Origin of the sequence: Leptospira harrisiae, assembly GCF_002811945.1 — a bacterium.
In the GTDB taxonomy this organism is placed as follows: domain Bacteria; phylum Spirochaetota; class Leptospiria; order Leptospirales; family Leptospiraceae; genus Leptospira_A; species Leptospira_A harrisiae.
In genome coordinates, this window is record NZ_NPDX01000005.1 from 160714 (window position 1) to 186671 (window position 25958).

At 38.3% G+C, this 25958-nt stretch carries 23 protein-coding genes; 7 read left to right on the plus strand and 16 right to left on the minus strand.

Annotated elements, in window-relative coordinates:
- Nucleotide 1: 1 nt before the first annotated feature.
- The 6 genes from CH364_RS15550 to CH364_RS15575 are packed head-to-tail and all read right to left on the minus strand — an operon-like array spanning nt 2 to nt 6000.
- Complete coding sequence (locus CH364_RS15550; RefSeq protein WP_100743600.1) at nt 2–769, minus strand: TlyA family RNA methyltransferase; 768 nt, start codon at nt 767–769, stop codon at nt 2–4.
- On the minus strand, nt 750–1673 hold the full coding sequence (locus CH364_RS15555) for a polyprenyl synthetase family protein (RefSeq protein ID WP_100743599.1): 924 nt from the start codon (nt 1671–1673) through the stop codon (nt 750–752). The genes CH364_RS15550 and CH364_RS15555 overlap by 20 nt, the downstream gene beginning before the upstream one ends.
- Before the next feature lie 51 nt (nt 1674–1724).
- Nucleotides 1725–2138 carry a nucleoside-diphosphate kinase gene (locus CH364_RS15560; protein ID WP_012387121.1) on the minus strand — a complete coding sequence of 138 codons (414 nt, stop codon included), beginning with the start codon at nt 2136–2138 and terminating at the stop codon, nt 1725–1727.
- Between the two features lie 42 nt (nt 2139–2180).
- Nucleotides 2181–4289: a cation:proton antiporter domain-containing protein gene (locus tag CH364_RS15565; RefSeq protein ID WP_100743598.1), complete on the minus strand. Its 2109-nt coding sequence runs from the start codon at nt 4287–4289 to the stop codon at nt 2181–2183.
- 18 nt (nt 4290–4307) lie between these two features.
- Nucleotides 4308–4790 carry a pantetheine-phosphate adenylyltransferase gene (coaD, locus tag CH364_RS15570; protein ID WP_100743597.1) on the minus strand — a complete coding sequence of 161 codons (483 nt, stop codon included), beginning with the start codon at nt 4788–4790 and terminating at the stop codon, nt 4308–4310.
- Between the two features lies 1 nt (nt 4791).
- A complete protein-coding gene (locus tag CH364_RS15575) occupies nt 4792–6000 on the minus strand; it encodes an argininosuccinate synthase (RefSeq protein ID WP_100743596.1) in 1209 nt (402 codons plus the stop codon).
- An 81-nt stretch (nt 6001–6081) separates the two neighbouring features.
- On the opposite strand from CH364_RS15575, the gene CH364_RS15580 reads away from it, so the two are divergent.
- Genes CH364_RS15580 through CH364_RS15590 form a run of 3 tightly spaced genes read left to right on the plus strand, consistent with a single transcriptional unit; the run spans nt 6082 to nt 9296 of the window.
- Complete coding sequence (locus CH364_RS15580; RefSeq protein WP_100743595.1) at nt 6082–7230, plus strand: nitrilase-related carbon-nitrogen hydrolase; 1149 nt, start codon at nt 6082–6084, stop codon at nt 7228–7230.
- Nucleotides 7214–7741 (plus strand): hypothetical protein, encoded by a 528-nt coding sequence (locus CH364_RS15585; RefSeq protein WP_100743594.1) that lies wholly within the window; start codon nt 7214–7216, stop codon nt 7739–7741. The genes CH364_RS15580 and CH364_RS15585 overlap by 17 nt, the downstream gene beginning before the upstream one ends.
- Nucleotide 7742: 1 nt before the next feature.
- Entirely contained in the window at nt 7743–9296 is a 1554-nt protein-coding gene (locus tag CH364_RS15590) for an FAD-dependent oxidoreductase (protein ID WP_100743593.1), read from the plus strand.
- Here CH364_RS15590 and rlmD read toward each other — a convergent pair.
- Together rlmD and CH364_RS15600 are read right to left on the minus strand one after the other, a co-directional pair.
- Nucleotides 9289–10488, minus strand: coding sequence for a 23S rRNA (uracil(1939)-C(5))-methyltransferase RlmD (gene rlmD / locus CH364_RS15595; protein WP_100743592.1), 1200 nt, complete (start codon nt 10486–10488; stop codon nt 9289–9291). The genes CH364_RS15590 and rlmD overlap by 8 nt on opposite strands.
- Nucleotides 10485–11558, minus strand: a complete 1074-nt coding sequence (locus tag CH364_RS15600; RefSeq protein ID WP_100743591.1) for a quinone-dependent dihydroorotate dehydrogenase — start codon at nt 11556–11558, stop codon at nt 10485–10487. The genes rlmD and CH364_RS15600 overlap by 4 nt, the downstream gene beginning before the upstream one ends.
- A gap of 100 nt (nt 11559–11658) precedes the next feature.
- Here CH364_RS15600 and CH364_RS15605 point away from each other — a divergent pair, with 100 nt between their 5' ends.
- Nucleotides 11659–13275: a sensor histidine kinase gene (locus CH364_RS15605; RefSeq protein WP_100743590.1), complete on the plus strand. Its 1617-nt coding sequence runs from the start codon at nt 11659–11661 to the stop codon at nt 13273–13275.
- Nucleotides 13272–14201 carry a response regulator gene (locus CH364_RS15610; RefSeq protein WP_100743589.1) on the plus strand — a complete coding sequence of 310 codons (930 nt, stop codon included), beginning with the start codon at nt 13272–13274 and terminating at the stop codon, nt 14199–14201. The genes CH364_RS15605 and CH364_RS15610 overlap by 4 nt, the downstream gene beginning before the upstream one ends.
- A 7-nt stretch (nt 14202–14208) precedes the next feature.
- Here CH364_RS15610 and CH364_RS15615 read toward each other — a convergent pair whose 3' ends face one another.
- On the minus strand, nt 14209–14850 hold the full coding sequence (locus CH364_RS15615; RefSeq protein ID WP_100743588.1) for an HAD family hydrolase: 642 nt from the start codon (nt 14848–14850) through the stop codon (nt 14209–14211).
- Nucleotides 14840–15553, minus strand: a complete 714-nt coding sequence (locus tag CH364_RS15620) for an RluA family pseudouridine synthase (protein WP_100743587.1) — start codon at nt 15551–15553, stop codon at nt 14840–14842. Before CH364_RS15620 ends, CH364_RS15615 begins: the two co-directional genes overlap by 11 nt.
- A 142-nt stretch (nt 15554–15695) precedes the next feature.
- On the opposite strand from CH364_RS15620, the gene CH364_RS15625 reads away from it, so the two are divergent.
- Complete coding sequence (locus CH364_RS15625; RefSeq protein ID WP_100743586.1) at nt 15696–16889, plus strand: EAL domain-containing protein; 1194 nt, start codon at nt 15696–15698, stop codon at nt 16887–16889.
- A 280-nt stretch (nt 16890–17169) separates the two neighbouring features.
- A complete protein-coding gene (locus tag CH364_RS15630) occupies nt 17170–18399 on the plus strand; it encodes a DUF2804 domain-containing protein (RefSeq protein ID WP_100743585.1) in 1230 nt (409 codons plus the stop codon).
- Nucleotide 18400: 1 nt separating this feature from the next.
- On the opposite strand, the gene CH364_RS15635 is transcribed toward CH364_RS15630, so the two are convergent.
- From CH364_RS15635 to CH364_RS15660, 6 genes are all read right to left on the minus strand, one after another.
- Nucleotides 18401–19600, minus strand: a complete 1200-nt coding sequence (locus CH364_RS15635; protein ID WP_100743584.1) for an MFS transporter — start codon at nt 19598–19600, stop codon at nt 18401–18403.
- Nucleotides 19597–21384 carry a Vgb family protein gene (locus CH364_RS15640; protein ID WP_100743583.1) on the minus strand — a complete coding sequence of 596 codons (1788 nt, stop codon included), beginning with the start codon at nt 21382–21384 and terminating at the stop codon, nt 19597–19599. Before CH364_RS15640 ends, CH364_RS15635 begins: the two co-directional genes overlap by 4 nt.
- Entirely contained in the window at nt 21374–22339 is a 966-nt protein-coding gene (locus CH364_RS15645; protein ID WP_100743582.1) for an NAD-dependent epimerase/dehydratase family protein, read from the minus strand. Before CH364_RS15645 ends, CH364_RS15640 begins: the two co-directional genes overlap by 11 nt.
- Complete coding sequence (locus CH364_RS15650; RefSeq protein WP_100743581.1) at nt 22336–23235, minus strand: bile acid:sodium symporter family protein; 900 nt, start codon at nt 23233–23235, stop codon at nt 22336–22338. The genes CH364_RS15645 and CH364_RS15650 overlap by 4 nt, the downstream gene beginning before the upstream one ends.
- Nucleotides 23236–23538: 303 nt before the next feature.
- Nucleotides 23539–24018 carry an LA_3150 family lipoprotein gene (locus tag CH364_RS15655; protein ID WP_100743580.1) on the minus strand — a complete coding sequence of 160 codons (480 nt, stop codon included), beginning with the start codon at nt 24016–24018 and terminating at the stop codon, nt 23539–23541.
- Between the two features lie 11 nt (nt 24019–24029).
- A complete protein-coding gene (locus tag CH364_RS15660; RefSeq protein WP_100743579.1) occupies nt 24030–25700 on the minus strand; it encodes a porin in 1671 nt (556 codons plus the stop codon).
- Nucleotides 25701–25958: the final 258 nt, after the last annotated feature.

Below are 25958 nucleotides of genomic sequence, written 5' to 3' on the forward strand. Positions count from 1 at the left end.
TCTACCTTCTCCATTCCCACCGAATCAAAAATTCCCGATTTCCATCAGCGCCTTGGATGGGAGATTCTGCTAATCCTAAAAATTTTAGTCTTGAATCTAAATTTCTAACCTTTCGCCAAACGGAACGAATCGTATAACCAATATGATGCGAATTTTTTAGAACTCCTTTATCTAATTTGGATGGGTGAACTTCAAATTGAGGTTTAAATAAGGAGATCCCTTGCCAAATGGTTTTGGGACTGGATTGGAATAGAGAAACGAGGGAACCAAAAACGGGAACAAGTGAAATAAAACTCAAATCCATGGTGATCCAAGTTTCCTCTGTTAAAGGTTCTAATTGAGACACTGTTAGATCTTTTAGATGAGTGCGGTCAAACACTGTAACTTTGGGATTGTTAGCAATTTTTTGGGCCAATTGACCGTAACCTACATCCACAGCGATGACACGTGAGGCACCTTTTTCCAAAAGCACTTGGCAAAAACCTCCGGTAGAAGAACCTAAATCGATACAGGTTTTGTTTTGGACATTGACCTTTGGAAAAGAAGCAAAAGCACCGAGAAGTTTGTATGCCCCACGAGAAACATAGATTTTGATTTTTTCTTTGGTCCTAACGATATCTTTTGGGGAAACTAAAGTTCCCACTTTGGAAATTACTACATCATTGATAAGAACAGATCCAGAAAGGATTAACGATTGTGCTAGTTTTAGATCAATCGCATAACCCTCGCGAACGAGGAATTCATCCAGTCTAATTTTTTCTTTCGGCAATGTATTTTGGTAATCCTAAAAAGAATTCATTGTTTAATGAAGAAACTTCTGAAACAAGAGAAATTGCATTGTTAACGGACTCATCTCTTAATCTTTTTGCAGTTTCCATCCCGTAAAGACTAGGATAAGTTAATTTGCCAGCTTTGGCATCTTTTCCTGGCGTTTTCCCAAGATCTTGCAGGTTTCCTTCCACATCTAAAATATCATCGGTAATTTGGAATAATAGCCCTATTTCTTTCGCATAACTAGAAATAACTGCCTCTCTTTCTTTCCAATCGGATCGGAGTCGATTTCCTAGTAGGAAGGATGCTTCAATGAGAGCTCCTGTTTTTTTTGTATGGATGGATGAAAGCTTAGATTCTTTATTTTTTCCACTAGGATTTTTTTCTTCTTCAATATCTTCCATTTGCCCAAGGATCATTCCATTCATTCCGGCACCTTTGTGTAGAATTTGAATGGAGTCACGTATAGCGGTGGAGTCTGTTTTTTCAAATAAAGATAAAAGGTAAAAGCTCAAAGAGTTGAGTGTATCTCCCGTAAGGATGGCAGTGGCTTCATCAAATTGGATGTGGCAAGTAGGCATTCCACGGCGTGTGTCATCGTTGTCCATTGCTGGTAAATCATCATGGATGAGAGAATAGGTATGAATGCATTCCACGGCGAGAGCCGCTAAATAAACAGAGAAGTTTTCATTCAAATTTGGTTTCGTCGGGATTTGGGATGGATCAAAGAAAGAATTGAGTACAAAAATAGGTCGGATTCTTTTTCCGCCAGCTTTGAGACTGTACAAACAAGCGTCTGTTATGCGAGTGCGCGGTTGGAACAATTCTTTCGTATAAGATTCAAAAAAAGAATCAAAGAGTTGTTTGGAGTTTTTTAAAATATCGGAAAAGTGAGTTGGCACGGGGAGAAGACCGGTTCTCTTTAAAGAACCGATCGATTGTTTGGTTCGAACTTAGTTAAGTTCATACCCTTTGAAGAAAAACGCAATTTCTTGAAGTGCGTTTGCTACAGAGTCAGAACCGTGAACTGCATTTGCTTCTTTGCTTTCAGCAAAGAGTGCGCGAATGGTTCCCGCTTTTGCTTCTTTTGGATCAGTGGCACCAATCACATCTCTCCAATGTGCTACAGCGTTGTCTCTTTCAAGAGCGCAAGCAACGATTGGACCAGAAGCCATATAAGTGCAAAGGTCATTGTAAAAAGGACGAGCTGCGTGAACCGCATAAAATTGTTTTGCGTCTTCGAGGCTGAGTTTTAGGAATTTCATTCCTAGGATTTTGAATCCTTCTTTTTCAATTCTTTGAAGGATGTCACCGATGTGTTTGTTTTTCACAGCATCGGGTTTAAGCATAATAAAAGTTCTTTCCATATCTCCAAAAGCTTGGAGAAACCGAAAAAAGCAATCGAATCTTTAGGTGCTTAAAAAACGAACCAAAAGAAATGAAGTTGGGAGTAGATCCATTTTCTCAAATCCCATTTCTTCCCACACATTCAGATCAATGAGAATCAGAGAATATCCTGTAATTTTATTCAGAGCGATGGGATAGGGACTTAGATCTGTTTCGGGTTGAACTAGGTCTTCCGCTTTGATTTTGTTCGACTTCATCCCTTTGAGGGATGTTAGCTTTTGTGCAAAACCGAGGATGGGATCTTTTTCCCCTTTGTAAAGGATGGCAATTTTTTCCAAAGACTCGAGACCATTGTCTATCAAAACCCCAACTGTCGCTGGACAGTAATTGAGGATTCCTTTGATTTTTCCTCCCGTATAACTACGAGAAAAAAGTGGTTTGGCAGCACCAATGAGTAAGATATCAGTGTGTTTGATTTTGGCAAAATTGACAATTTCATAGGTGACGTTGTCTGTGATGCGGTATTCTGTTTGAACCTGCAATCCCATACTCCTGCCTGTTTGGCGAATGGCTTCAAAACTGGCATCACGGTATCGACGAATTTCTTCATTAGATAAAGAATCGTTAGGTGAAATATGAAGGGCAGTAATTTCTAAATTTTTCTTCTGGTTACCAGTGAGAGAATAAGCAAATCGAACCAAACTTTTCCCCATTTTTTCTTGCGCAAAGGCAACTAACACACGTAACTTTCTATCGGCTGGTTTTTCAGTGCTGATTCTTTTTTCAGAATTAGAAAAGAATCTTTGAATTCCATCTAACAGTGGTCCTGTTGAGAGAGTGGTGACAAGAGCCATCAGTACAAACACAGCAAAAATCTCGGGACTTAAAATTCCCAAATCATAACCAATATTGAGAACCACAAGTTCCATGAGCCCTCGTGTATTCATCAATGCACCGATAGAGAGAGCATCCTCCCAATTGGATCCTGAAACTTTTGCTGCAAAGGCACTGCCCACAAATTTTCCAACAACAGCCACTAAGATGACGAGACCAAACACCAACCATAAATGAGAACCATTGAGAAGGCCAATTTCTGTTCTGAGCCCTGTGATCACAAAGAAAATCGGGAGAAATAAAATGACGGCAATGTCTTCTATCTTTTCAGCAATGAGTTTTTTAAGATTTCCTTCTGATGGCATAATTACACCGGCAAGGAATGCTCCAAATAGGGCATGAATTCCAATTACCTCAGTGGTTAGAGAGGATAAAAATAGAATCATTAAGATGAGAGCCACTGCAGTTCTAGTTAAGTTTTCTCTAGAGATATATATGGAACCCAAACGTTTGAGAAAAGGAGCCACAAGATAAATCATAGTTAGGATATATGCAAAAGACAATCCAATGGTGAAAAGGGCAGTATTGAGATTTCCTGATTTGGAAATGGTTACGATGATTGCAAGTAAGATCCAAGCGGTGATATCATCGGCAGCGGCACAAGTAAGAACCATTGCTCCAAGAGGAGTTCTTGTTAAGTTTCTTTCCTGAAGGATCCTTGCCAGTACGGGAAAGGCAGTGATACTCATTGCAATTCCCATAAAAAGTGAAAAAGATAAAAAACCTACATTCTCAGGTGCATAATCTGTATAAAAATAATAAGCCAAAATCATTCCTAAGAAAAAGGGGAAAATGATACTGGCATGGCTAATCACAATGGCAGAGTGCGCTTTGTTTTTCAAAACTGATAAATCAAGTTCCATCCCTATGATGAACATAAAAAGAACCAAACCAATTTGGCTAAGGGTTCCTAGTGTGGGAAGACTTGCAGGTGGGAACAAAAACCCCATGGTTTCAGGGAAGTAGTAACCTAATAAGGATGGTCCGAGTAAAATTCCCGCTACTATTTCACCCATTACGGATGGTTGTTTGAGTTTTCTCGAAAAAATATAACCAACAAATCTTGCCGATCCACAAACAATGATGATTTGGAGAAAAAGTAGAGCTAAAGGATGGTGGAATCTATTAATAAAATTTTCTGTGTCTAAATGTTGATTTGTAACAATGACAATATTTTTTGCTGTTTCGAGAAGAGTTCCTGCTTGCAAAAGTAAATAGCCAAGGGAACCAAACAGTAGTATGGTGAATCCATAAAAAAAAGAAGAACGTGTTTTCATAGAATCCTCATTTTCTCCTTATACGGAGAATTTTTTGGTAAGGGCTTCGCCCACGATGTCTGGAACTTGGTTGGATACCGCTCTTCCATGTCTTGCTACTTCTTTGACGATTGTAGAGGAGACAAAAGAGTATTCATTGTCTGCCATCAAAAAATAAGTTTCGATTTCCGGTGCTAATTTTTTATTCATAAGTGAAATCGCATATTCGTAATCAAAGTCTGTTACCGCACGAAGTCCCCGTAAAATCACACGTGAATTTTTTTCTTTGCAATAATCGACTGTCAGACCTTCAAAAGTATCAATTTTGATTTTGTCCCAACCTTTAAAAACCTTTCCAATCATTTCCACACGTTCTTCAGGTGAAAACAGAGAAGTTTTTTTGGAATTGATTGCAACAGCAATAATGATCTCTTCGAATAACGGATGAGCTCGCCGTATAATGTCGAGATGACCGTTTGTGAACGGATCAAAAGAACCTGGATATACGGCGATATTTTTCATCTTATTTGTTTACCCGTGCCCATTCTTTCATAGGTAGTCCGTATAGGTTGATAAAACCTTCCGCATCATATTGGTTGTACAATTCTTCTTTTTCAAATGTAGATAATCCTGCATTGTAAAGAGACTTGATGGATTTACGTCCGACAACCGTACAACTTCCTTTGTACAATTTGATTCGTACGGTTCCATTCACATACTTTTGTGTATAATCCATATACGCACGCAAAGCATTCATTTGGTTCGAATACCATTGGCCATTGTAGATGTATCGTGCAAACTCTTGAGAGAGTTCATCCTTTTTGTGTTGGGTGTCACGATCGAGTGTGATGGATTCTAAATCGCGGTGTGCGATGTGAAGGATGGTTCCACCAGGAGTTTCGTAAACCCCTCGAGATTTGATTCCAACAAGTCGGTTCTCAACGATGTCGACTCGGCCCACTCCGTTTTTTCCACCTAAGTCATTTAAGGTTTCCATCACTTCAAGTGGGTTTAGTTTTTTTCCGTCGATAGCAACACAATCTCCATTTTCAAAATCCAATTCTAAATAAGTTGGTTTGTCTGGAGCTTTTTCCGGAGATACGGTTAAGATAAACATATCTTCTTTTGGTTCATTGAATGGATCTTCTAGAATTCCACCTTCAAAGGAAAGGTGCATTAAGTTTCTATCCATACTATATGGTTTAGCAGCTGTTACGGGAACTGGAATTCCTTTTTTCTTTGCGTATTCAATAAGGTCCGCACGCCCACCGAAATCCCAAGTTCTCCAAGGAGCAATAATTTGTAAGTTAGGCGAAAGTGCTTTGAAGGTGAGTTCAAAACGAACTTGATCATTTCCTTTTCCTGTTGCACCGTGTGAGAATGCATCGGCTCCTTCTTTTGTGGCTACTTCTGCCATAGCTTTAGCAATGAGAGGACGAGCCAGAGAGGTTCCGAGTAAATAACGCATTTCATAAATGGCATTTCCCCGAATCGCAGGGAAAATAAAGTCTCGTGCAAATTCCAAACGTAGATCTTGGATGTACACTTTGGAAGCTCCGGTATTTTTACCTTTTTCTTCTAGGCCTGTAAGTTCTTCTTTTTGACCGACATCGGCACAAAAAGCAATGACTTCACAACCATAGGTATCTTTCAACCAAGCCAGGATGACGGAAGTATCGAGTCCTCCGGAGTAAGCGAGAACGATTTTTTTGGGAGCAGGTTTCTCTTTCATAGAATAAGGTCAAAATAAAAGAAAAAACCAAGAACACAATTAAATATTGTCTGAAACGAAGTTGTGTAGTAGATTTGGTGGATGCGTTTTCCCGTTTCTTTTTCTGTTTTTGTAACCATTACAGTTTTTACAATTCACTGCCAAAAGCAAGTTGTACCGCAAGAGGAAGTCTCCCTATACCTACCTAACCCAAAGGTATACATCCAAAAAGAGGGAAAAGGAAAACGGGGAAGTTTTCTGGGGATGGAACCGTATCTTAACAAATATAGTTACGCAACGGAAGATAGTTTTTATTTGGCTTTGAACGAATACTTTCGGATAGCAAAGGAAAATGATCTTCTTTTTATAGATCGTAGTATCGTTGTTTTACCCGAGTACATTGGAACTTGGCTTGTAGTGACCGCCGAGGACAAATCAATTTTTGCCACCAATACAATCCAAGAAGCAATGGAAGTTTTGGTAAAACATAACCTTGGATCCTTTCTTTGGCATTATCTCTTCAGCAGTTCCTATTCTTCTGATACTTTAAAAGAAACACTCTTTCGGATGAAAGCTTGGCAAATGACAGACAGATACCAATCTGTATTTGCAAAACTCGCACGTGAGTATCGAGTCTCCATTGTCGCAGGTTCCATTGTATTACCGCATCCCAAAGTCATAGAAGGAAAAATCACGCCGACAGATGGGCCTTTGGAAAACGTAAGTTTTTATTTTCATCCCGATGGCAGAGTGGATGACCAAATTGTCAGAAAACTATTTCCCATTACCGACGAAAAAGAATTCCTGAAAGAAGGTAAGATAGAAGAAAATCCAAGTTACCAAACCTCGCTTGGGAAACTATACACGATGGTCTGTGCCGATTCTTGGTTTCCTGAAGTATATACAGAATTTAAAAAAACGGAATCGGAGCTTCTTGCAGTTCCCTCTTTTGTATCACCAGCAGATGCCTGGACCATTAAATGGCAGGGTTACAACGGTTATGCGAATCCAAAAGATGTGGATTCCAAAGACATTGGCGTTATTTCAGAACGATCGGCTTGGAAAAAATATGCAATGAATGGTCGCCTGAAAGATCCAAAAGTAAAAGCAGGTATCAATGTATTTTTTCGAGGTGAAATTTGGGATTTGTCAGCTAGTGGAGATGCTTTTTTGAATCTCGCAGGAAAACCTGTAATCAATTTTGTGAAAGAAGAAAAAAACCAAGGAAGAATCTATGTACTCTATCTCTAGAAAATCTTTTTTAGCTCTCTTAGTCTTTTGTGCAGGTATCAAATCTAAAATTCGTTATTTATATTTTAGTGATTCAGAAACAAAAACGGTCAATGCATTTTCCGAAGTTGTACTTCCTATTGCTGAACCTGGAATGCCCAGTTTAGAAAAGGCGAATGTGATGCGAAGGTTGGACGAAGAATTACATTTTGTTTCCGAAGAGATCCAGGAAGACTTTCATTCGGCAGTGATGGTTTTAGAATATCTTCCTCTCTTTTATGGATATTTTAGTTTTTTCTCCAGACTTTCCAAAGAAAAACGCGGAGAGCTTTTAACTATTTTGGCAGAGACAGATTCGGATATCGTCCGTGCTGTAGTTGGAAATTTAAAACTTTTGGTTTGTTTGGTTTACTATGGTCACAAATCTACTTGGGAGCAAATATCTTATCCAGGTCCCTTTGGCAATCCCCCTGAGAAATGGAGCGAATCAAGAATCCACTACCAAAATTTGGTGAATGGAAAGGAGATTTAAGATGAAACCAGGAATTTACCGTGATTACAAAAGTTATGCGAAGAATGAGACCATCGTTGTTGATGTAGTGGTCATTGGTTCGGGATGTGGTGGTTCGACAATGGCTTATGAACTTTCCAAAAAAGGAATCAAAGTCGCTCTCCTGGAACAGGGAGGGAACTACCATACAGGAACCTTTGATAATAATGAACTCAATATGGGTGGCAAAGTTTCTGCAGAGAGAAATTTTCATACGACGGCAGACGGTGGGATCAACCTCGTATATGGAAACAATTTGGGTGGGGCCTCAGTGCACTACTGGGCTGATAGTTACCGTACACCTGAGGACAGGTTGTTATTATGGAACCGTAAGTATGGAATCGAAAATCATCTTCCTGAAGATCTACATTCTTATTGGCCGGAATTGGAAGCGGACCTTCATGTAACCCCAGCCGGTGAAGAATCCTTTAATCCGATGAACCGACTGTTTCGAAGCGCTTCACAAAGATTAGGTTGGGAAGGTCATGCCGTCCCACAAGCAAGAAAAAACTGTCAAAAATCTGGCCATTGTATGCAAGGTTGTATGTTTGGAGCCAAACAGTCACAACTTGTGACTCATATCCCAAGGGCAGTACAACTCGGAACCGATGTGTATACAGACCTTCGGGCAGAAAAGTTAATTTTCCAAGGTAGGAAAGTTGCAGGCCTTGAAGCTGTTGTGATTGATCGAAGAACTTTACGACCTACAGCGACAAAGGTAACGTTTCAATCCAAAGCGGTTTGTGTTTCGGCAGGTGGGTTTGGTAGTTCTACTTTTTTACTTCGCAATGGCCTAAAAAAAAGATTACCAGCTCTTGGTGAGTATTTGGTAATCAATCCATCTCCGATGGTACATGCGTTATATGAAGAACCCATCATCCAATGGAGAAACATTCCTGCTGCTTATGGAGTGGAGGACTTTCGTTTGGCCAGATACCAAAATGGAAAGTACAAAGAGGGTGGGTATATGTTAATGCCAAACCAATTACAACCAGCTACTCTGGCGGCCCTCGTTCCTAGTTTTGGAAAAGACCATTATACTTATATGAAACAAATGGAACATTTGGGTGGGACCATTGGTTGGATTGACGATGTGGACGGGGAACTTGGTTCAATAGAAGTGGATCTATTCGGAAAAAGAAAAATCAATTACCCATTTGGAAAGGTCACCAAACAAATCTTTAGCGACCTGACATACAAACAGATGAAGTTAAACTTTGAAGCGGGCGCCAAAGAAGTTTTCCTCGCAGGTATGAAACTTCGTAAATATTCCAAACTTCCTAAAAAAGAAGAAATTGATGCTCTCGCATGGAGACCTGCGGAATTTCCAATGGCAGCTCCCCATCCTGCCGGTGGATGCCGGATGGGGAAATCGAGCGAAAACTCAGTGGTGAATTCTCGCCACCAAGTCCATGGATTTGAAAACTTGTTTGTGGCAGACTCTTCTGTTTTTCCTACTGGGGTGAGTGTGGATCCTAGTTTTACCATTATGGCTTTTAGTAAAAAAGCCTCTGAGTTTGTAATGAATGTTATGTGAGGTTTTTATTCCTAAAAACGGCTACGGTTTCAACGTGATCGGTTCTTGGAAACATATCCACAGGTTGCACTGAATTTAAAAAGTATTGTCTTGCCAGAAGGTTTGTGTCTTCCCGAAGACTCATTGGATCACAAGACACATAAACAATTTTTTTAAAACCCATTCCTAAAATGGTTTCCGCCACTTCGACGCCGAGTCCTGTGCGCGGCGGATCCAGTACTAAGGTATCATAGTTTTTTCCAAATAAACTTGGTAGAACTTCGGCCACTCTTCCTTTGCGGAACCGTACATTGTGTACTTTGTTATACTTAATAGATTCCAAGGCAGTTCTATGAGAATTGGGATTTTCTTCGATTCCGATCACTTCTTTACAGTTTCCAGAAATCCAAAAAGAAATGGTTCCAATTCCTGAATACGCATCAATGACACGGGACTCAGGATCGATTTCATCCAAAACCAAATTGTACAAACTTGGTGTTTGGATGGGGTTGACTTGTAAAAAAGTAGAAAGACCAACTCTGAATTTATGTTTTCCAAAATGTTCGTGTATGTATGGTCTACCCCATAACAAATGTTCTTCGCGACCCAGTGCCATGGTCGTGTGTTTGGTATTGATGTTTTGGATGATTCCAACTATTTTACCAAACTTTCCTGTTTTACCAATTCGGTTTTGAATGGCAGTGTGGAGTCTTTTGGAAGCATCTTTGGCATGTGGAATATCTTCTTTCGCCGTAACAATTCCTAAAATGATTTCTCCTGTGGAAAAAGATTTTCTTGCCACAAGGTATTTCATCATCCCACGTCTAGATTTTTCGTTATAAGGAAGGAGTCCTTCTCGCCTTGCCCATTGTTTGACGGCTAGTGCAATTTCTGTTAAACCAGGATCTTGGATTTGACATTCGGTTTGATCGAGTACAAATGTAGATTCTTTATTAAAAAGTCCTAAGGTAAGAAGTGTTTTATTTCCAATGATTCTTCTTCCAAACGGAAGTTGAATTTTATGACGGTAATATTCTGGCGATGGGCTTGGAACAATGGTACGAAATTCTAGATGGCGATACGTTTTAAAAAGTTCTTTGATGTTTTGTTCTTTTTTACGAAGTTCTTTGGTGTAATCAATGTCTAGATAATTACAACCACCACAAGTTCCGAAGTGGGTGCAGATTTTTGTACCGGGATTGGTTTGTGTCATAATGGATTTCCGGTTCCTACAAGTTCGGAGATATTGGAGAGTTTCTTTTGTTTGATCACCTTGTCGAGATAAGAACAAATTTGGTAAGGAAGAAATGGTCCTTCGTAGATATAACCTGTATAAATTTGAATGAGGTTGGCACCGGCTTCAATCATAAGTTTTGCTTTTTCACCTGAGTCGATTCCTCCTACACCAATGATAGGAATTTTTCCTTTTAGTGTTTTGTAAGCAAGGGAAACAAATTGAAGGGATCTTTCAAAAAGTGGTCCACCAGAGAGACCGCCTTCCTCTGGATTGGTTTCGCCGAGTACTTCTTTGTTAAGTGTGGTGTTAGTCAGAATGACTCCATTAATTTTATAATCCAAACATACTTTTAAATTTTCGACTAACTCATCTTCTGTTAAATCAGGAGCAAATTTTAAATACAAGGGAACGGGAAATTTGTGATCAAAAGCTGACTGGATTCCTTCGATGAGATTGATTAAAGTTTTTTTGGATTGAAGAGAACGTAATCCGGGAGTGTTGGGTGAGCTGATATTAATGACAGCATAATCTCCGTAAGGAACCAACTTCTTTAATGTATAAACATAATCATCCACAGCATTTTCTAATTCTGTGACTTTTGATTTTCCAGCATTGATTCCACGCACACCAAACTTCTCTTGTTTTTTTAAATTGGATTCGGTGGTATCGGCACCAGGGTTATTGAATCCCATTCGGTTGATGAGCGCTTTGTGTTTAGGATAACGGAAGAGTCTTGGTTTGTCGTTCCCTGGTTGTGCTTTGGCAGTGATGGTTCCTACTTCGATAGAGCCAAATCCCATATGAATCATTGTTGGATAAAGTTCTGCTGTTTTGTCGAAACCTGCGGCAAGTCCTAATGGATTGGGGAAATGGATTCCTTGGATGGTTTGTTCCAATCGTTTTGATTTGTATTCAAACAGGGAAGATAAGGTCTTATGGAAAAAAGGGATTTTTTGTGAAAGCGAAAGGAATGTTGCTGCCAAATGGTGTGCTGATTCCGGATCCAAGTGAAACAGAATTGGTTTGATCAGGTGATTGTAGAACAAGAAGAGAATCCTTACGTTGATTCTTTTTTCGCACTCTTTTCTTACAATTTCTTTCCGAAAATAGCGTTCTTTCAGAGACTCATTATCAGGACTTTACTGAATGGCACCAAATTCTTCATTTGCCCGTATTTGGCAGAATCCTTCCGACTTTCCACCGGAAGCCGTACTTCGGGAATTGGAAAACCTACTCAGATCCAATCCAGATTTTTGGCTCAAAATCAACAGAGATGGAATCATCGTTGATTATAAAACATCCAGGTTTGTGAATATTGGAGACAAACCAGAATCCTTACTCGGCAAACATATCGATGTAGGTCTTCCTCCTTACTTACGTGAAATCACTGCCGAAGCTTTGGCATACTTATCAGAGAAAAAAAGCCAAGTATTTTGGAAAGAATACTCATATGGTGAAGAACCAAACATCCGTCATGTGGAGGTTCGTTTTGTCGTTCTCTATGAAGGTTATATCATGTCCAACCATAGGGACATCACTGAAAGAAAACGATTAGAGAATGCGTTTTTAGAAAGTGAGTCTAGATTCCTTTCTATGGCTCAAAATGCGGCTGATTCCATTATCATTATCAACGATGATGGCATTATCCAATTTTTTAACAAAACTGCAGAAGATACCTTTGGGTATACTCATGATGAAGTCATCGGTAAAAACATAACCATGATCATTCCTCCTGAATATAAAGAAAAACATGATGAATACTTACGCAGATATAAGGCCACTGGAACCCAACATATCATTGGAGTGGGTAGGGAACTTGTCGCACAACGTAAATCAGGTGAGATTTTTCCATGCGAATTATCGGTTGGAGAATTCAAAACTAAATCTGGAAAAATGTTTACTGGAATTTTGCGAGACATTAGCCTGCGTAAAATTCAAGAACAAGAATTATACCAATATAGAAATCATTTAGAAGATTTGGTTGAAAGCCAAACTATGGACTTAAAAATGTCCAAAAATATTGCAGAAGAAGCATCTTATATGAAGTCTCTCTTTTTAGCAAATATCTCTCACGAATTAAAAACGCCAATCCACGCAATTTTGAGTTATGCTGAACTAGGTGAAGAAAAATCAGCATCAGTGTCACCTGAGAAAATTAAAGAATACTTTCAGATTATCGATTCTTCAGGTAAACGATTGTTAGGTTTACTTGAAAATTTGTTAGATATTGCTAAATTAGAATCGGGCAAAATGCGATATCTATTTGAGAAAAATTGTCTGAAAGAAACCGCTAAGTTTGTGATCAACGAAATGCGAGTCATTTTGGAAAAAAGAGGGATTACAGTTGTTTTACTAGATAAGGAAGAACGTTGGGAAGCTGAGTTCGACTACGAAAGAATCCAGCAGGTGGTCCGAAATATCCTCTCAAATGCATTAAAATTCATCCCAAATGACACTAATATTGAAATTAGTATGGTCAGAAGGGAATTTATTCCGAGAAAAACTCAGTCATATGTCAAGGGTATTGGAATACAAATTCGTGATTTTGGTCCGGGGATTCCTCCGGAAGATTTGGATAAAATTTTTGAAAAATTCATCCAGTCCAAACAAGTGAAAGCTGGGACAAAGGGGACGGGACTTGGATTGTCCATCTCTAGGGAAATTGTGAATGACCACCATGGGTTATTGTATGCTGAGAACCATGAATCTAAAGGAGCTATTTTTACGATGTTAATTCCTTGTTCTCGCGAAGGTCTTCGATGATTAACCTACTAGCAGTAGACGATGAAATGATCAATTTAATGATCATTGATGAGTCACTTTCCGATAAAGGATTTACCGTTGTGAAAGCTAGGGATGGTGAAGAAGCATTTCAAATCCTTAGTTCTGGTTCGACAATCTTTCATGCAATTATTTTGGATCGACTTATGCCAAAGATGGATGGGATCGAACTTCTAAAAAAAATCAAACGCTCCGAAAAGTACAAAGATATACCTGTTATTTTTCAAACAGCAATGAGTTCCGTCACTGATATGACAGAAGGTTTGGATGCTGGTGCATTTTATTATTTAACAAAACCATATTCTAGAACATTATTAATTCGTATTGTTCAGACTGCTGTAGAACATTTTATCAAACTCCAACGTGCGAAAGAAGACCTTCATAAAGGAATGGGTGCTCTTAGACATATGGTTACAGGCGAGTTTCGAATTCGTTCTATTCGGGAATCTCATGAGTTGGCACCACTTCTTGCGAATGCTTGTCCTGACCCCGAACGAGTGTTAACTGGGATTATGGAAATTTTAAACAATGCGATAGAACATGGTAATTTAGGTATATCCTATCAAGAAAAATCGGAACTCCATGATAATGACAAACTTATGGAAGAAATTTTTAGAAGATTAGATACTCCTGAGTTTAAAGATAAATTTGTAAAAGTTACTTTTGAAAAAAATTCGGAACGAATTGAAATCCGAGTCAGTGATCAAGGAAAAGGTTTTGATTGGCAAAGGTATCTCTCTGTGGAAGCGATGACAAAGAATGCTTTCAAAACCCATGGTCGTGGGATTTTTATGGCGAGAAAATTATCGTTTGATGACCTTTCTTATACTGACGAAGGCAGAACCGCCGTCATTCGAATAGATTTATCCAATAAACAAGGCAACTTACTCACAGACTTTCAAGAATAACAAAAGATTATAAAAGAAATACCTTTGGACTTGTGAAGTTTGGGATGATTTGGCTCACATAATTTTTTAGTTCCGATTCTGTATGGGAAGTCGCCACACCGATAATGGTACATCCTGCTGATTTTCCTGATTGTAATCCAGCAAGAGAATCTTCAAATACCACACATTCTTTAGGTTCAAACCCTAATTCTTTTGCACAAAGTTGATAAACTTGCGGGTGTGGTTTGCCTTGTTCAACTCTCGTTCCATCTACAATCACATCAAAAAAATGTCGTAATGAAAGATTGTCTAATGTAAAATCTACATTCATTGTGGGAGCAGAAGTTCCTAATGCTATTTTAACTTTTTTATCTTTTAGAAAATATAAATACTCAATCAAACCAGTAAGTGGTTTCATTTCTTTTTTATATAACGTTTGATACCAACTTTCTTTTTCATCACCATATAGTTTACATTCTTTGTCAGAAATATCTCCAAAGATCATTCTAAAGAGATCTGCATTGGTTTTGCCATTGAAGGTATCTCTATAAATTTCAGAGTTTAATGGAAAATTATATTTTTTTGAGAATTCCATCCAAGCTTTGAAATGAAAAGAATGATTGTCTACAACCACACCATCCATATCAAAAATAAATCCTTTATGATTCATTTATCTTCCTTTCATATCCACCAACAAACCCTGTAAAATAAGAAGGGATTTTGGTTTCAAATGTAAGTACTTCTTTATTGAAGGGATGAGTCAATTGAATTGAAAAGGAATGTAATGCCATTCTTGGATAAGTTCTTGTGTCATTCCCGTACTTTGTATCACCAACAATTGCATGTTTTTTATCTGATAGGTGAACACGAATTTGATTTTTGCGACCTGTCAATAATTCGATTTCTAATAATGAATATAAATTTGTTTCTTTAAGAACTTTGTATTTTGTTTTAGAAAGTTTTCCTGATTCAGGATCATCGGTGGAATACACTCGATGGGCTTTGGATTCGACAAGATAAGATTGAATCAAGCCAGACTTTTCCTTCCATACCCCATGGCTGACCGCCAAATAGATTTTTTTTGTTTTCTCCCAAGATTCTTGGAGAGTTTGTTTTGCAGTTTCTGTTTTTGCAAAGACCAAAATTCCGGAAGTTTCTCTGTCCAATCGGTGGACAATGAAGATTCTATTTTTGGACCGTTCGCTCCCTTTTTTCACGTAATCCATAAGAGCTGCGTATGCAGTTTTTGATTTTTCGGATTCGGTAGCGATGGTGAGAAGGCCGTGGGGTTTGTCTACGACCAGAATGTCTCTGTCTTCGTAAAGGATACTCAGGCCCTTTGGTAAAAATCGAGTATTAGTCTTTTGTTTCATTCTTTTCAGAGGCAGCGATCTTTACCTCTCCAGTGAGTCTAAGAAGGACGCGGATGGGGTCAAGACTTGTCCTGCGTAGGAATGTAGTTTAATTTATTGAATATTATTCCGTTAAAACAGATATTGGTTTCGAAGGAACCCGATGCAGACTTTAGAATCTATGCAAGTGAATCATTATGTCCCCTTATTTCAGCCGATCTTTTCCGTAGAAGAGCAGACGGTGGTCGCATACGAATCCCTCGGTCGGAAACGAGAAGAAAATGGGAATTTGGTTTCGATTCCTGAATTCAGTGATCCCCATGTTTCTGCTCTTCGTATGAGTTTGATCGACCGGCAGTTACTAGGGCTTGCGCTCGCAAAAATTCAAACAACAAATGATTTACTCTTTGTCAACATGTCTCCTGACCAAGTGATTTTAGAATATGAAGAGAGCCGTTCCAATACGTTACCCATTTCAGATTTGGTAAATAGTTATGGGATTCCATTAAATCGAATCGTCATTGAGATTACAGAAAAATCAGGAAGTTATGGAACCGATGTTTTAGCTGCGGGTGTTGAACTTTTACGAGAACAAGGGTTTGGGATTGCTTTGGATGATGTTGGCTCTGAATCTTCCAACTTAGAACGATTAGGTGCCATTAAACCTGATATTATTAAAATCGATTTGAATTTATTAAAAAAATCAATCGAGAAAAGAGAATATCAATCGATCCTAGAGTATTTAAAACAAATTTCATTGAGCATTGGATCCCAATTACTTTTTGAAGGAATTGAAACAGAAGAAGAGTTGTATCGAGCAATAAGTTCTGGAGCAAGTCTTTTACAGGGATATTTTTTGGGAAGGCCTTCTGATTTAGCCCATGATAAACAAAGTATTTGTGATACTGTGGTTCCACATCTACAATTGTATCATGAACAGAAACGCAGAGAAGTTGCTACTGAAATTGAATTTGAAAAACAAATCAAATCTAAACTCAATACAATCAATTTAAAAACTATTAAGTTGGATAATCGAGTCATTATTGATCCTAATTCCTTTTTTAAAATTGATACTCATGTAAAAAGAGTGTATGTCACTGATTGGTTGGGAACCCAAGTGTCACCATATTACGAGCGGACAAGTGAGATGGGTTTTAGCGAAAACCTATTGTTGATTCAGAAAAACTGGTCTTATATGCCTTTCTTTTATAAACATGTGAAACAAGTATTTCGTGATTCTGAAAATTGGCAAGTGAGTGATCCGTATTGGGATAAAGAATTAAAAAAGAATGTCATCGTATTCTCACGTGTGAATGAGATGGGTTATTCTTTTTTTGTGGACCTAGCTTTAGATTAAGTTAAATTCATTTGGCAATGAAATTGCAGTCCACATTAGTTCTTAAATTTAATTTTTAGTTAAAATCAGGACCGTTCAGGTATTTCGTAGAATTAAAAATTAAAATCAATGGCATTCACTTTGATTGGTTTTCTCTTTTCCGTCGCATTGATAAAAACAAACGTAATTTACCATACCAGCGTTTTTGAAGCATTTGATTGTAACAAATTAGATTTCAATCGCAAGAGTTATTGACTTTGAGCGAATCTTAAGATAAGATTTGTATTTTTGGAGAACATTCATGTTTCAATGGAAACCACAACTGGAAAGTCTATTAGGAATATTATTCCTGAGTTTTTGCATATTCAATTGTTCTAATACAAAATTAGAACCCGGCCAAATTGTTGACCAACACGGAAAAACAATCATATTGATACCCGAACCTGGATCAGAACCAACCATTCAGAAGGAAATTAAAAGTTCGGTTCCTCTTTTGTTGGCAGATGGGAAACTAAACATTTCTGGTTGGTCGAGATATCCTTATTTTCAAATCGAAGAATCCCATATCAAAGTTGATCCAAAACGTTATAAAAGATGGGAACATTATACGTTTTATAATGAAAAATTTGGTGGCGCGGTTACCGTTACAGACATCGGTAATTTGGCAATGGGTAGCATTGAACTTTTAGATTTTTCTACAGGAAAAATTATTTTTTCCAAAACTGAATTAGTAAGACCTGGTGAGATTTTTTTCCCGACGAATACGACGGATCCAATTGAGTTCAAAAAAGGGGACCAATTCATTCGGATTACAAAGCTAAAAGGAAAACGAGTCATTGAATACTCTATCATTGGCGATTCAAAATCAGAAGTAATTATTGGTAATTTGGAATTAGAAGAAAAAGCCCCAGAAGCACTTGCGGTCATTACTCCTTTTTCAGAATCAACATTCTTTTATGAATACAAAATGCCGAGTTTAATTTGTAAAGGTACCATCCAATACAACAAAACCAATTATGAATTTGCTAATAAAAGTTATGCGGTTTTAGATTGGGGAAGAGGGACCTGGCCTGAAAAAAATAAATGGTTATGGGCAGCGGGTGCAGGACTTGTTCAAGGGGAATTGCTTAGTTTGAATTTGGGATATGGATTTGGAACTCCCACAGAAGCAACAGAGAATGGAATCGTATACAAAGGGAAGGTTCATAAATTAGATAAAGTCACCTGGAAATATGATGTCACAGATTATAAAAAACCATGGAAGTTTATCAGTAATGAAGGCCGTCTTGAATTAGAATTTACTCCAGTGTATCTTTTACATTCAGATATTGATTTGATGGGAATGATTGGATTTTTAAAACAATTGTACCAAAACTTCACTTTCTCCGAAATTTTAGAGTTATTAAAAACGGAAGCATATTTGAATAAAGCTTTTGGTCATTACAATGGTTATGTGGTACTTGACAATGGCACAAAATTAGAGGTAAAAGGCCTTGCTGGTTTTGCAGAACAAATGTACCAGCAGTGGTAAATTAAACTTTATAATTTCTAAGTGTTTCTAAACGAATGGCACTTAGAATCACAACTAAAGTGATTACGGTTCCTGCAGAAATGACGGCAGCCGTAATCGAAACTTTCACAAGTAAAAGTCCAGACAATAATCCAGACAAGGCTGGAACCACTTGGCTTGTGATTGTGTATAGACTAACAAGCCTTCCTCTGTATTCTGTTGTGACTTCTGATTGAAGGATGGCAACGATAAGACTTATGCTTGCACCAGCACCAAAACCACTAAAAAGTAAAAACAAAACAGAAACCCAAACTATAGAACTAAATCCAATTCCTAAAAATCCCAATCCACAAAATAGTCCTGCAAGAAAAATCATTTTCCCATAACCAACTTGTTTTGCGAGTTTTAAAGAAACTCCTCCACCGAGTAAGAGGGCAAGAGCAAGTCCTCCTAGAAAAAATCCACGTTCTAATTCCCCTAGTTCTAAAACTCCTTTGGCAAACCTAGGCATCATTACTTGTACTGGTCCCATCGAACAATAAATAACGATAGAAAAGAGTAATGTTTGTTTGAGGAGAGTATGATTTTTTGCGTAAGACACTCCTCTTAAGATTCGATCCCATGCCGAAGATGATTTTCCGAGACCATCCGTTTTAATACCCAAAAGTAGAACCATCGCAATCAAAAATAAAATAATTCCAGTTAGGTGAACCATTTCCCAGGAATGAATTTTCCGACAAAAGGCAAGAATTGGTGGAGCCGCTCCAAAACCCAACATCACTAAAATATTAAAAACAACAGCCAATTTTACCTGGCGATCTCCAGCGAGTCTTCCTAAAAGAGACATCCGAGCGGGAGCAAGAACAGACCAACCCATTCCAACAAATACAGCACCTAACAAAAACAGAAAGATAGAAATTTGTCCTTCCATTTGTGAAGAAAGATGTAACAATCCCAATGCAATTAAAAAGGAGAGATGAGCGCCTTGTGCTAATTTTTGCGGTGAATAGGAATCACACCAAGCTCCTGCAAACCATCCAAGAACTAGAGGAACACCAAAACACAATCCAAAACCAATGCCTGCGAGCGCATCTGCATTCCAAACATCTTGTGCATATAAAATTACACTATAATTTGTTAGGTGGCCTGCCAAAAATCCAAAAAACGAAGCCATTAAAAATCGTACAATTTGTCCTTGATTGTATTCTTGTTTTGTATTCATTTTGATTGTTTAATTTCCATTAAAGTTGGTTGGCCATCTTCAATCTGCCAACTTGGAAAGGCTCCATTACAAGTGTAAGCTTTGCCATCTGGCCCAAATTCAACATCTCTTGTAAATGTAACTTTTCGGCTCATTGGATATACTTTCCATTCTTCCGTTTTGATATCCATTGCCATAAGATTGTCAGATGAAGTGCCATTCACCCAAACCAAGTTTCTCGGTCTGTCAACGTTAAGTGAATAGGGAGTTTCTACTCCATCTATGGCTGTTGGCAAAGGATAAAGTTTAAATTTTCCATCTTCAGGTGTATACTTTGCGATAGAACCTTCAGGAAAAGCGGAAATCCAGATATGGTTGTCTTTATCAATTCTTAGGCGGCGCGGTCCTTGGAAAGGAGTTTCAATCAATTGGAAACTGTCATCTTTTGGATTGATCACTCCAATGGTATCTGCATGCAAACGAGTAAACCAAACATTTCCGTTCGGTGCAATATCAATCCCGTAAGGCAGTGGCATTCCACTCACTCGTTCATCAACAGGTAATAGATGCATTGGAAATCCCCAGTTCATCAGCTTCACAATGAATCCACTGATCCATAAACTAAAACTTTCTTTTTTGGTTCTTGCAGGTAAGTTATAATTTTTGAATTTGTTAGATTTCCGGTCAAACATTCCTACTTGATTTGATAGTGCTAAAGTAAACCAAACACGGTCTTCGTCATCTATACGAACAGTATGAGGATACAATCCATCTTCAAACATATGGTCAGTGAATTTTTTTGTGATTGGATCAAATTCGGTAATCCGCTTTTGAAGTGAAGGTGTGATGAATATATGTCCATCAACCGGTGATTCTGCTAGGGAATGTAATCCTACATAGGTTTCATGTTTTTGAAAAGAACGTAACCTTCCTGGCAAGAGTCCACCCAATTCGTCATCCGGTTGTTTTGGAACTTTATACACAACCGTTTTGCCAGTGTTAGGGTTTATTTCCCAGAGTCTATCTTGGATGTTATCTCCAACGTAAACCAACCCTGTTTTTTTATGATACAATAGATCATGCATTTGAGAAAAACTGTCTCCCATCGGCCATTCTCTGATAACTGCACCATGAAGTTCTTTTCCCCAACTCCGACCTGGTTGTACTCGTTCCGGATGTTTGAGTAGATCAATATAAGCATTGGATAAAAGCGTAGGTAGCTTTTTTTTAGCTTTGCCATGGGGCCTTGCTCCATAACCCATCATCCGATTGATAATTTCTTCCCAATCATCTGCCGTGAAAGCCCTTCGCATAAAAAAACTTCCTTGTTGGTGGCAAAATCCACACTGTTCTAAGTAAGTTTTTCTTAAGTCTTTGTCTTCGCCAAAATCAAGTGCGGCCACCCAACTATTGGAAGGGTATTGGCTCACGAGAAGATTGATGTCTACAACCTTCTCCATTCGAAAGGATTGGTAAGATCCCGATGAAAAAGCCCGTAGGTTTTGATCCTTAAAACCAATTTTTCGCAATCGAACAATCACTGAAGGTGAATAGGGAAAGGGCACATTGATTCGACCGTTGGGATTTGTAAACATTGTCACTTCTGGAGTGATGGTAAATTCTAAACCTTCTGGTGGATATCCATGATCATCCCGCGGAGCCACTTGTGGTTTTTCTGCCTTTACAGTCACCATTACAAGGTCTAGAGGTTTTCCAGAAGAATCTTTAACTTCAATCTCAATGGCAAATAACGGAACATAGGTGAACAAAACAAAAAATAAAATATATTTAAATTTAAGTTTCATGGTAAGGAACTCCTTTGGCTTTTAAATATTGAATGAAAGTTTCTTTGGATGTATATTTTGGAATGTATCCAAAAACAGTTTTTAATTGTTTATTAGATAATACAGGTCGATAACGCAAAAAATCAATTTGGTCCGGGCCATACTGTGTGAGATGAAAAAATTTTAAGACAAATAATGTCGATTGTAAGATGAAAGAGGGAATGGCAATGTATGTTTTACCAATCATAGAACTAATTTCTTTTAGAGTCATAGCTCCATCACCAGCAAGATTAAAAGCACCTTCTTTTTTTTCTAAAATCCCTTTGGTTATGATTTGGATCACATCTTCATCCCAAATAAAGACAAAGGGACTTAAATGCCCCAACACACCCATAACAAATGGTTTTTGAAACATATCAGTGATTAGGTTGTTAACTGTGGGACCTAAAATGGTTCCAGGTCTTAGGATCAGTTGTTTTAATTTAGGGTGTTTCATTCGGTATTCGGAAAGAATTTCCTCTACTTCTCTTTTGTGTCTGGAATAGACAAAGGCGGAATGTCCTCTGATCGGATCGGATTCTTCAATCCAGTCTTTGTTTTCTTTGTGGTATCCATAAGCCGCACCGGAACTTGTGATGACCACTTGTTCTGTTTCAGATAAGATAGCACCGTCTAAAACATTCTTTGTGCCTTCGACATCAATTTTATGTTGGATGGCTTCACTCATTCCTGGCGGTGGATTTAAAATAGAAGCTAAGTGAACAATGGAATTTGGTTTCCAGTTTTGAATTAATTTAAGAACATCATCCCTTTGACTAATATCCAAATTTTGAAATTCTAAATTGGAAATGGAATCCAAACCTTGCAAAGGTTTGATATCTGTGGTTAGGATTTTCCAATCGGGAAAGTTTTTAGAAATGTGTTTGATGAGTGTGGTACCAATATAACCGGCACCACCTGTGATCAAAACTTTCAAACTTTGGTCCCATCCATTGGCGAAAATTTTCGCCAATGCAAAACTAATAAAAGACCTGAGACAATATGCCAAATTCCCCAAAACGCTGCCACCAAAGCCATGTTTGGTTCTGCTTGGAATTGTGTGAGGATGAGACCAAGAGCAAGTCCCGAATTTTGCATTCCGACTTCAATGGTAATGGCACGTCGATTGGGAATGTCTTGGCGAAAGGCTCTTGCAATTAAATTACCGATGATGAGTGCGACAAAGTTATGAAAAACAACAATCAGAAACACAAATCCAATATTGTCCAAAAAAACTTTCCAATTCCCACCAACAGCCACAACTAAAAAAACCAAAAAGGTTACCGAAGAAATTCGTTTGAAGATCGGAGTGATTTTATGAGCTACACCGGTTGCAAAATTGCCAATCGACATACCAAGTGCTAAAGGAATCAAAAGTAAAATAATTAAACCTTTGATAATCATCAAGCTATCAATATGTAATTCTCCCGTACCTGAGATCATTGCTTTTGTGACTGGGTTGCTATGTGCCGTTAAAGTAAAGTTTAGTGGTAATGTGATGATGGCAAATACACTAGAGACAGCTGTCATACTTACAGAAAGTGCAGTATTTCCATGGGCTAAGTGAGTAATGATATTTGATAAATTCCCACCAGGACTTGCTGCAACAAGTAACATCCCCAACTCTATCCCTGCAGGTAAATCGAGTAATAGTGTGATCAGAAGTGTGATCCAAGGTAAAAAGAGTGTTTGGCCAATGAGCCCTGCGAAAACAGATACAGGACGTTGTAATACGGCCCGAAAGGCTATGAACCTAAGTTCCAATGCTACACCGAAGATCATCAGTGCTAAAATAAGACCTAAAACGATTTGGTAGTCGTTATTATAATTCATCCTCTTTGATTCCTGTAGAACAATCTATTTCCAATAAAGAACGTACATTCGATTTTCATACGTTCGCCGGACGATATCTTCTTCTATAGAAGTTTCAATTCTATCTTTTTTTGAGGTAGAACAAAGCCATCCCAAAGTTATTTCTGAACACTAACTTCTTTTCCAAACAAAACACTAATTCAAACTAAGTAGTGATCGTTACAAAATTCACAAAAGGATAGCGGATTTATCCTTTTGTGTTGGGAACCCTATTTATCGTTTGTTTACACGAAGAACCAAAAATTTAGAATTCGGTGAATCAATTTAAAATCCAGAAGCAGTGATCGCTGCTTTCGTACAAGGATTGTTATTCGGATCACATGTAAACATTTTGAAAGTAAACAAATCATTTGGATTTGGTCGTTGTGAAGTAGAACCAAAGTTAGTCCCACTTGCAAATCCTAAATCGGAACAAGAGGAAGTGGATACTGCATACTTTTTAATATTTGTATTGAGAAGTCCACCGGCACCACCTTGCGGAGTATTGAAATAAGCTGATGGTCCAATATTTCCTCCATTCAACTGAAATGTATCAAAACATGTTCCAGTAAATGAACCTCCCAGATCCGCCACTTCCATCACCACCAGTGATTTATTTCGATCAGCTACACCACTGAGTAAGTTGTTGATCACCAGTGAAGAGATATCTTCTCTGTTTTGTTCTTTTGATTGGCAATTCCAAACAGAGTGAGAAACCACTAAGAAGATCATTAATCGTATCATTAAATTTGATTTTAAGTTCATTTGAATTCCTCTTAGTTTGGTCTATAACTGTAAGCTTCAGGAGAAACAACTCCGGTCCAAAAGTTTGCCTGAAATTGTAGGTAAACTCTTCTATCATCAATTGGCATTGCATTTCCTGTGCTCGGATTTACATCAAACTGATTGCCAAGGACTTGGTAATAAAGTTGAGCTTTAAAATGGTGTTTGTCACCAAACAAGTTCAAACCTGCCCAATACACTCGTAATGAATCGGTAGGATCCACTTTTCCATTTCTATTAAAATCGCCTTGGATATATTCATATTTAAACACAGGCATGATGTGGTATCGATCCAAAAAGGGAATATTATATCCAATCGTTCCATGGTATCCGAATAAATCGTTGGAGGCAGCCCCGCCAAACTTTGTATAGGCACCTGACAAATAGAACCCTTTATAAGTGAAGGTAGTATCGTATGTATGACCCACAAGACCCATCTTAGGTCGAGCTAAAGTTGGTACAGAGTTTTGAACCAAAAAGTTAGGATTTCCATTGGCATCCAAACTTCCACGATCGGGATTGGAACCTTGTGCTGTTAATAATTGAATTCCACTTGTTGTCCCTGGTGTGTATTCAGGAACATACAATGCTGGAGTGATTAAATTCTGAGTTTGGACATAACCCGCACCAACTGACCATTTTAATTCTCGTTGGAAAATTTCTTCCCCTTCTTGCCAGTTCACCGTTTTTCCATCTGACTCTCGTTTGAGTCCACCAAATACATTCACTTGTGCTCTTGCGTAGTAGATAGGGGAAGTATTCACTGCACCATATCGATTAGCAGTTGTTAAATCTTGCCTTCTTCCTGTTCCGTAGTCTCCACCACCCCCTTTTCCGTTACTCACCATAAGAGAAAGTTGTAAGTATCTTTCCCATTTATGATCAATTTCTTTGAGCGGAGTGGCTTGGATCATCACACCATTATCAAACTGCGGAATTGCATTTACGATCATACTTCGTTCTAAAGTAACAAAGTTTGCAGAGGATTGTAAATACTCTCTACTGAATTGAGTTGGCAATTGCCCAAACACAAATCGTAATCCACCATACGGAATTTTTGCGTAAGCAAAAGCTTCGTGAATATAACCACGGTTGTCTTTTAATCTAGTATTAGTCACATAACTAGTGGTAGCTGGTCTGCCGTTGGAATCTAAATAATTTAAAGTGCTGGTGGTTTGTACCACATCTGGTCGGTTGAGCATATTTTCCAAACGAAGTTGGATGTTGGTTCCCCACCAATCGTTTTCATATTGGGCGCCCAACCGCAACCTTCGGAAGTTCCAATCCACGGTATTAAAATCACGATGTCCATTATTGAAAAGTGAGTCCTGCGATCCGGAAACTCCACGAAACTGGATTCGACCATAAATTGTAAGTTTTTCTTTGCTCGTATCGTCAGGCCTGTGAGCAAAGGCATCGGGAAGTGTGGTGGCATTTCCGTTCTTTAAGGGACGGTTGTATTCTACTTTCACTCGGTTGGGACCAGGTTTCGTAAAAATTTGGCCTGATTCCGTGTCTTCGTAGAGTTCTTGGTAAACTTTCGCTTGTGATTCTTTCGATTCTTTTTTATTTTCTTTGGCTTCCGTTTGTGGAGCTTCTGGTTCCGCAGAAACTGTCCCTACAAAGATGAGGAAGGCCAAAATGGCTTTTGAGATAGTCTTCATTCGATTCTAGTCATGACTGATTTGGATTTATGACACCGGAGGTTCCCTTCCGATTCAATGTTTCAGTCTGGTTACAAACGTATTGAAGTACTGTTGGGATTGGATGACAGAATTGTTACAATTCGGTTACAGACACAGGAGAAGGGCTTTTTTTGTACGTTTTTTTAGCAAATTTTCAGTTTGTTACAAAACCAAAGATGATTATTACAAAAACATCACGGTTCTATTTTCTAACGATTGGTGATTCAGGACAGGTTG

Excerpts from the sequence above, each read along its gene's own strand:
- CH364_RS15560 (WP_012387121.1), bottom strand. The coding sequence starts at position 2,138 with ATGGAAAGAACTTTTATTATGCTTAAACCCGATGCTGTGAAAAACAAA.
- CH364_RS15575 (WP_100743596.1), bottom strand. The coding sequence starts at position 6,000 with ATGAAAGAGAAACCTGCTCCCAAAAAAATCGTTCTCGCTTACTCCGGA.
- CH364_RS15590 (WP_100743593.1), top strand. The coding sequence starts at position 7,743 with ATGAAACCAGGAATTTACCGTGATTACAAAAGTTATGCGAAGAATGAG.
- CH364_RS15620 (WP_100743587.1), bottom strand. The coding sequence starts at position 15,553 with ATGAAACAAAAGACTAATACTCGATTTTTACCAAAGGGCCTGAGTATC.
- rlmD (WP_100743592.1), bottom strand. The coding sequence starts at position 10,488 with ATGACACAAACCAATCCCGGTACAAAAATCTGCACCCACTTCGGAACT.
- CH364_RS15655 (WP_100743580.1), bottom strand. The coding sequence starts at position 24,018 with ATGAACTTAAAATCAAATTTAATGATACGATTAATGATCTTCTTAGTG.
- CH364_RS15625 (WP_100743586.1), top strand. The coding sequence starts at position 15,696 with ATGCAGACTTTAGAATCTATGCAAGTGAATCATTATGTCCCCTTATTT.
- CH364_RS15565 (WP_100743598.1), bottom strand. The coding sequence starts at position 4,289 with ATGAAAACACGTTCTTCTTTTTTTTATGGATTCACCATACTACTGTTT.
- CH364_RS15580 (WP_100743595.1), top strand. The coding sequence starts at position 6,082 with ATGCGTTTTCCCGTTTCTTTTTCTGTTTTTGTAACCATTACAGTTTTT.
- CH364_RS15650 (WP_100743581.1), bottom strand. The coding sequence starts at position 23,235 with ATGAATTATAATAACGACTACCAAATCGTTTTAGGTCTTATTTTAGCA.
- CH364_RS15615 (WP_100743588.1), bottom strand. The coding sequence starts at position 14,850 with ATGAATCATAAAGGATTTATTTTTGATATGGATGGTGTGGTTGTAGAC.
- CH364_RS15660 (WP_100743579.1), bottom strand. The coding sequence starts at position 25,700 with ATGAAGACTATCTCAAAAGCCATTTTGGCCTTCCTCATCTTTGTAGGG.
- CH364_RS15585 (WP_100743594.1), top strand. The coding sequence starts at position 7,214 with ATGTACTCTATCTCTAGAAAATCTTTTTTAGCTCTCTTAGTCTTTTGT.
- coaD (WP_100743597.1), bottom strand. The coding sequence starts at position 4,790 with ATGAAAAATATCGCCGTATATCCAGGTTCTTTTGATCCGTTCACAAAC.
- CH364_RS15635 (WP_100743584.1), bottom strand. The coding sequence starts at position 19,600 with ATGAATACAAAACAAGAATACAATCAAGGACAAATTGTACGATTTTTA.
- CH364_RS15605 (WP_100743590.1), top strand. The coding sequence starts at position 11,659 with ATGGCACCAAATTCTTCATTTGCCCGTATTTGGCAGAATCCTTCCGAC.
- CH364_RS15610 (WP_100743589.1), top strand. The coding sequence starts at position 13,272 with ATGATTAACCTACTAGCAGTAGACGATGAAATGATCAATTTAATGATC.
- CH364_RS15640 (WP_100743583.1), bottom strand. The coding sequence starts at position 21,384 with ATGAAACTTAAATTTAAATATATTTTATTTTTTGTTTTGTTCACCTAT.
- CH364_RS15630 (WP_100743585.1), top strand. The coding sequence starts at position 17,170 with ATGTTTCAATGGAAACCACAACTGGAAAGTCTATTAGGAATATTATTC.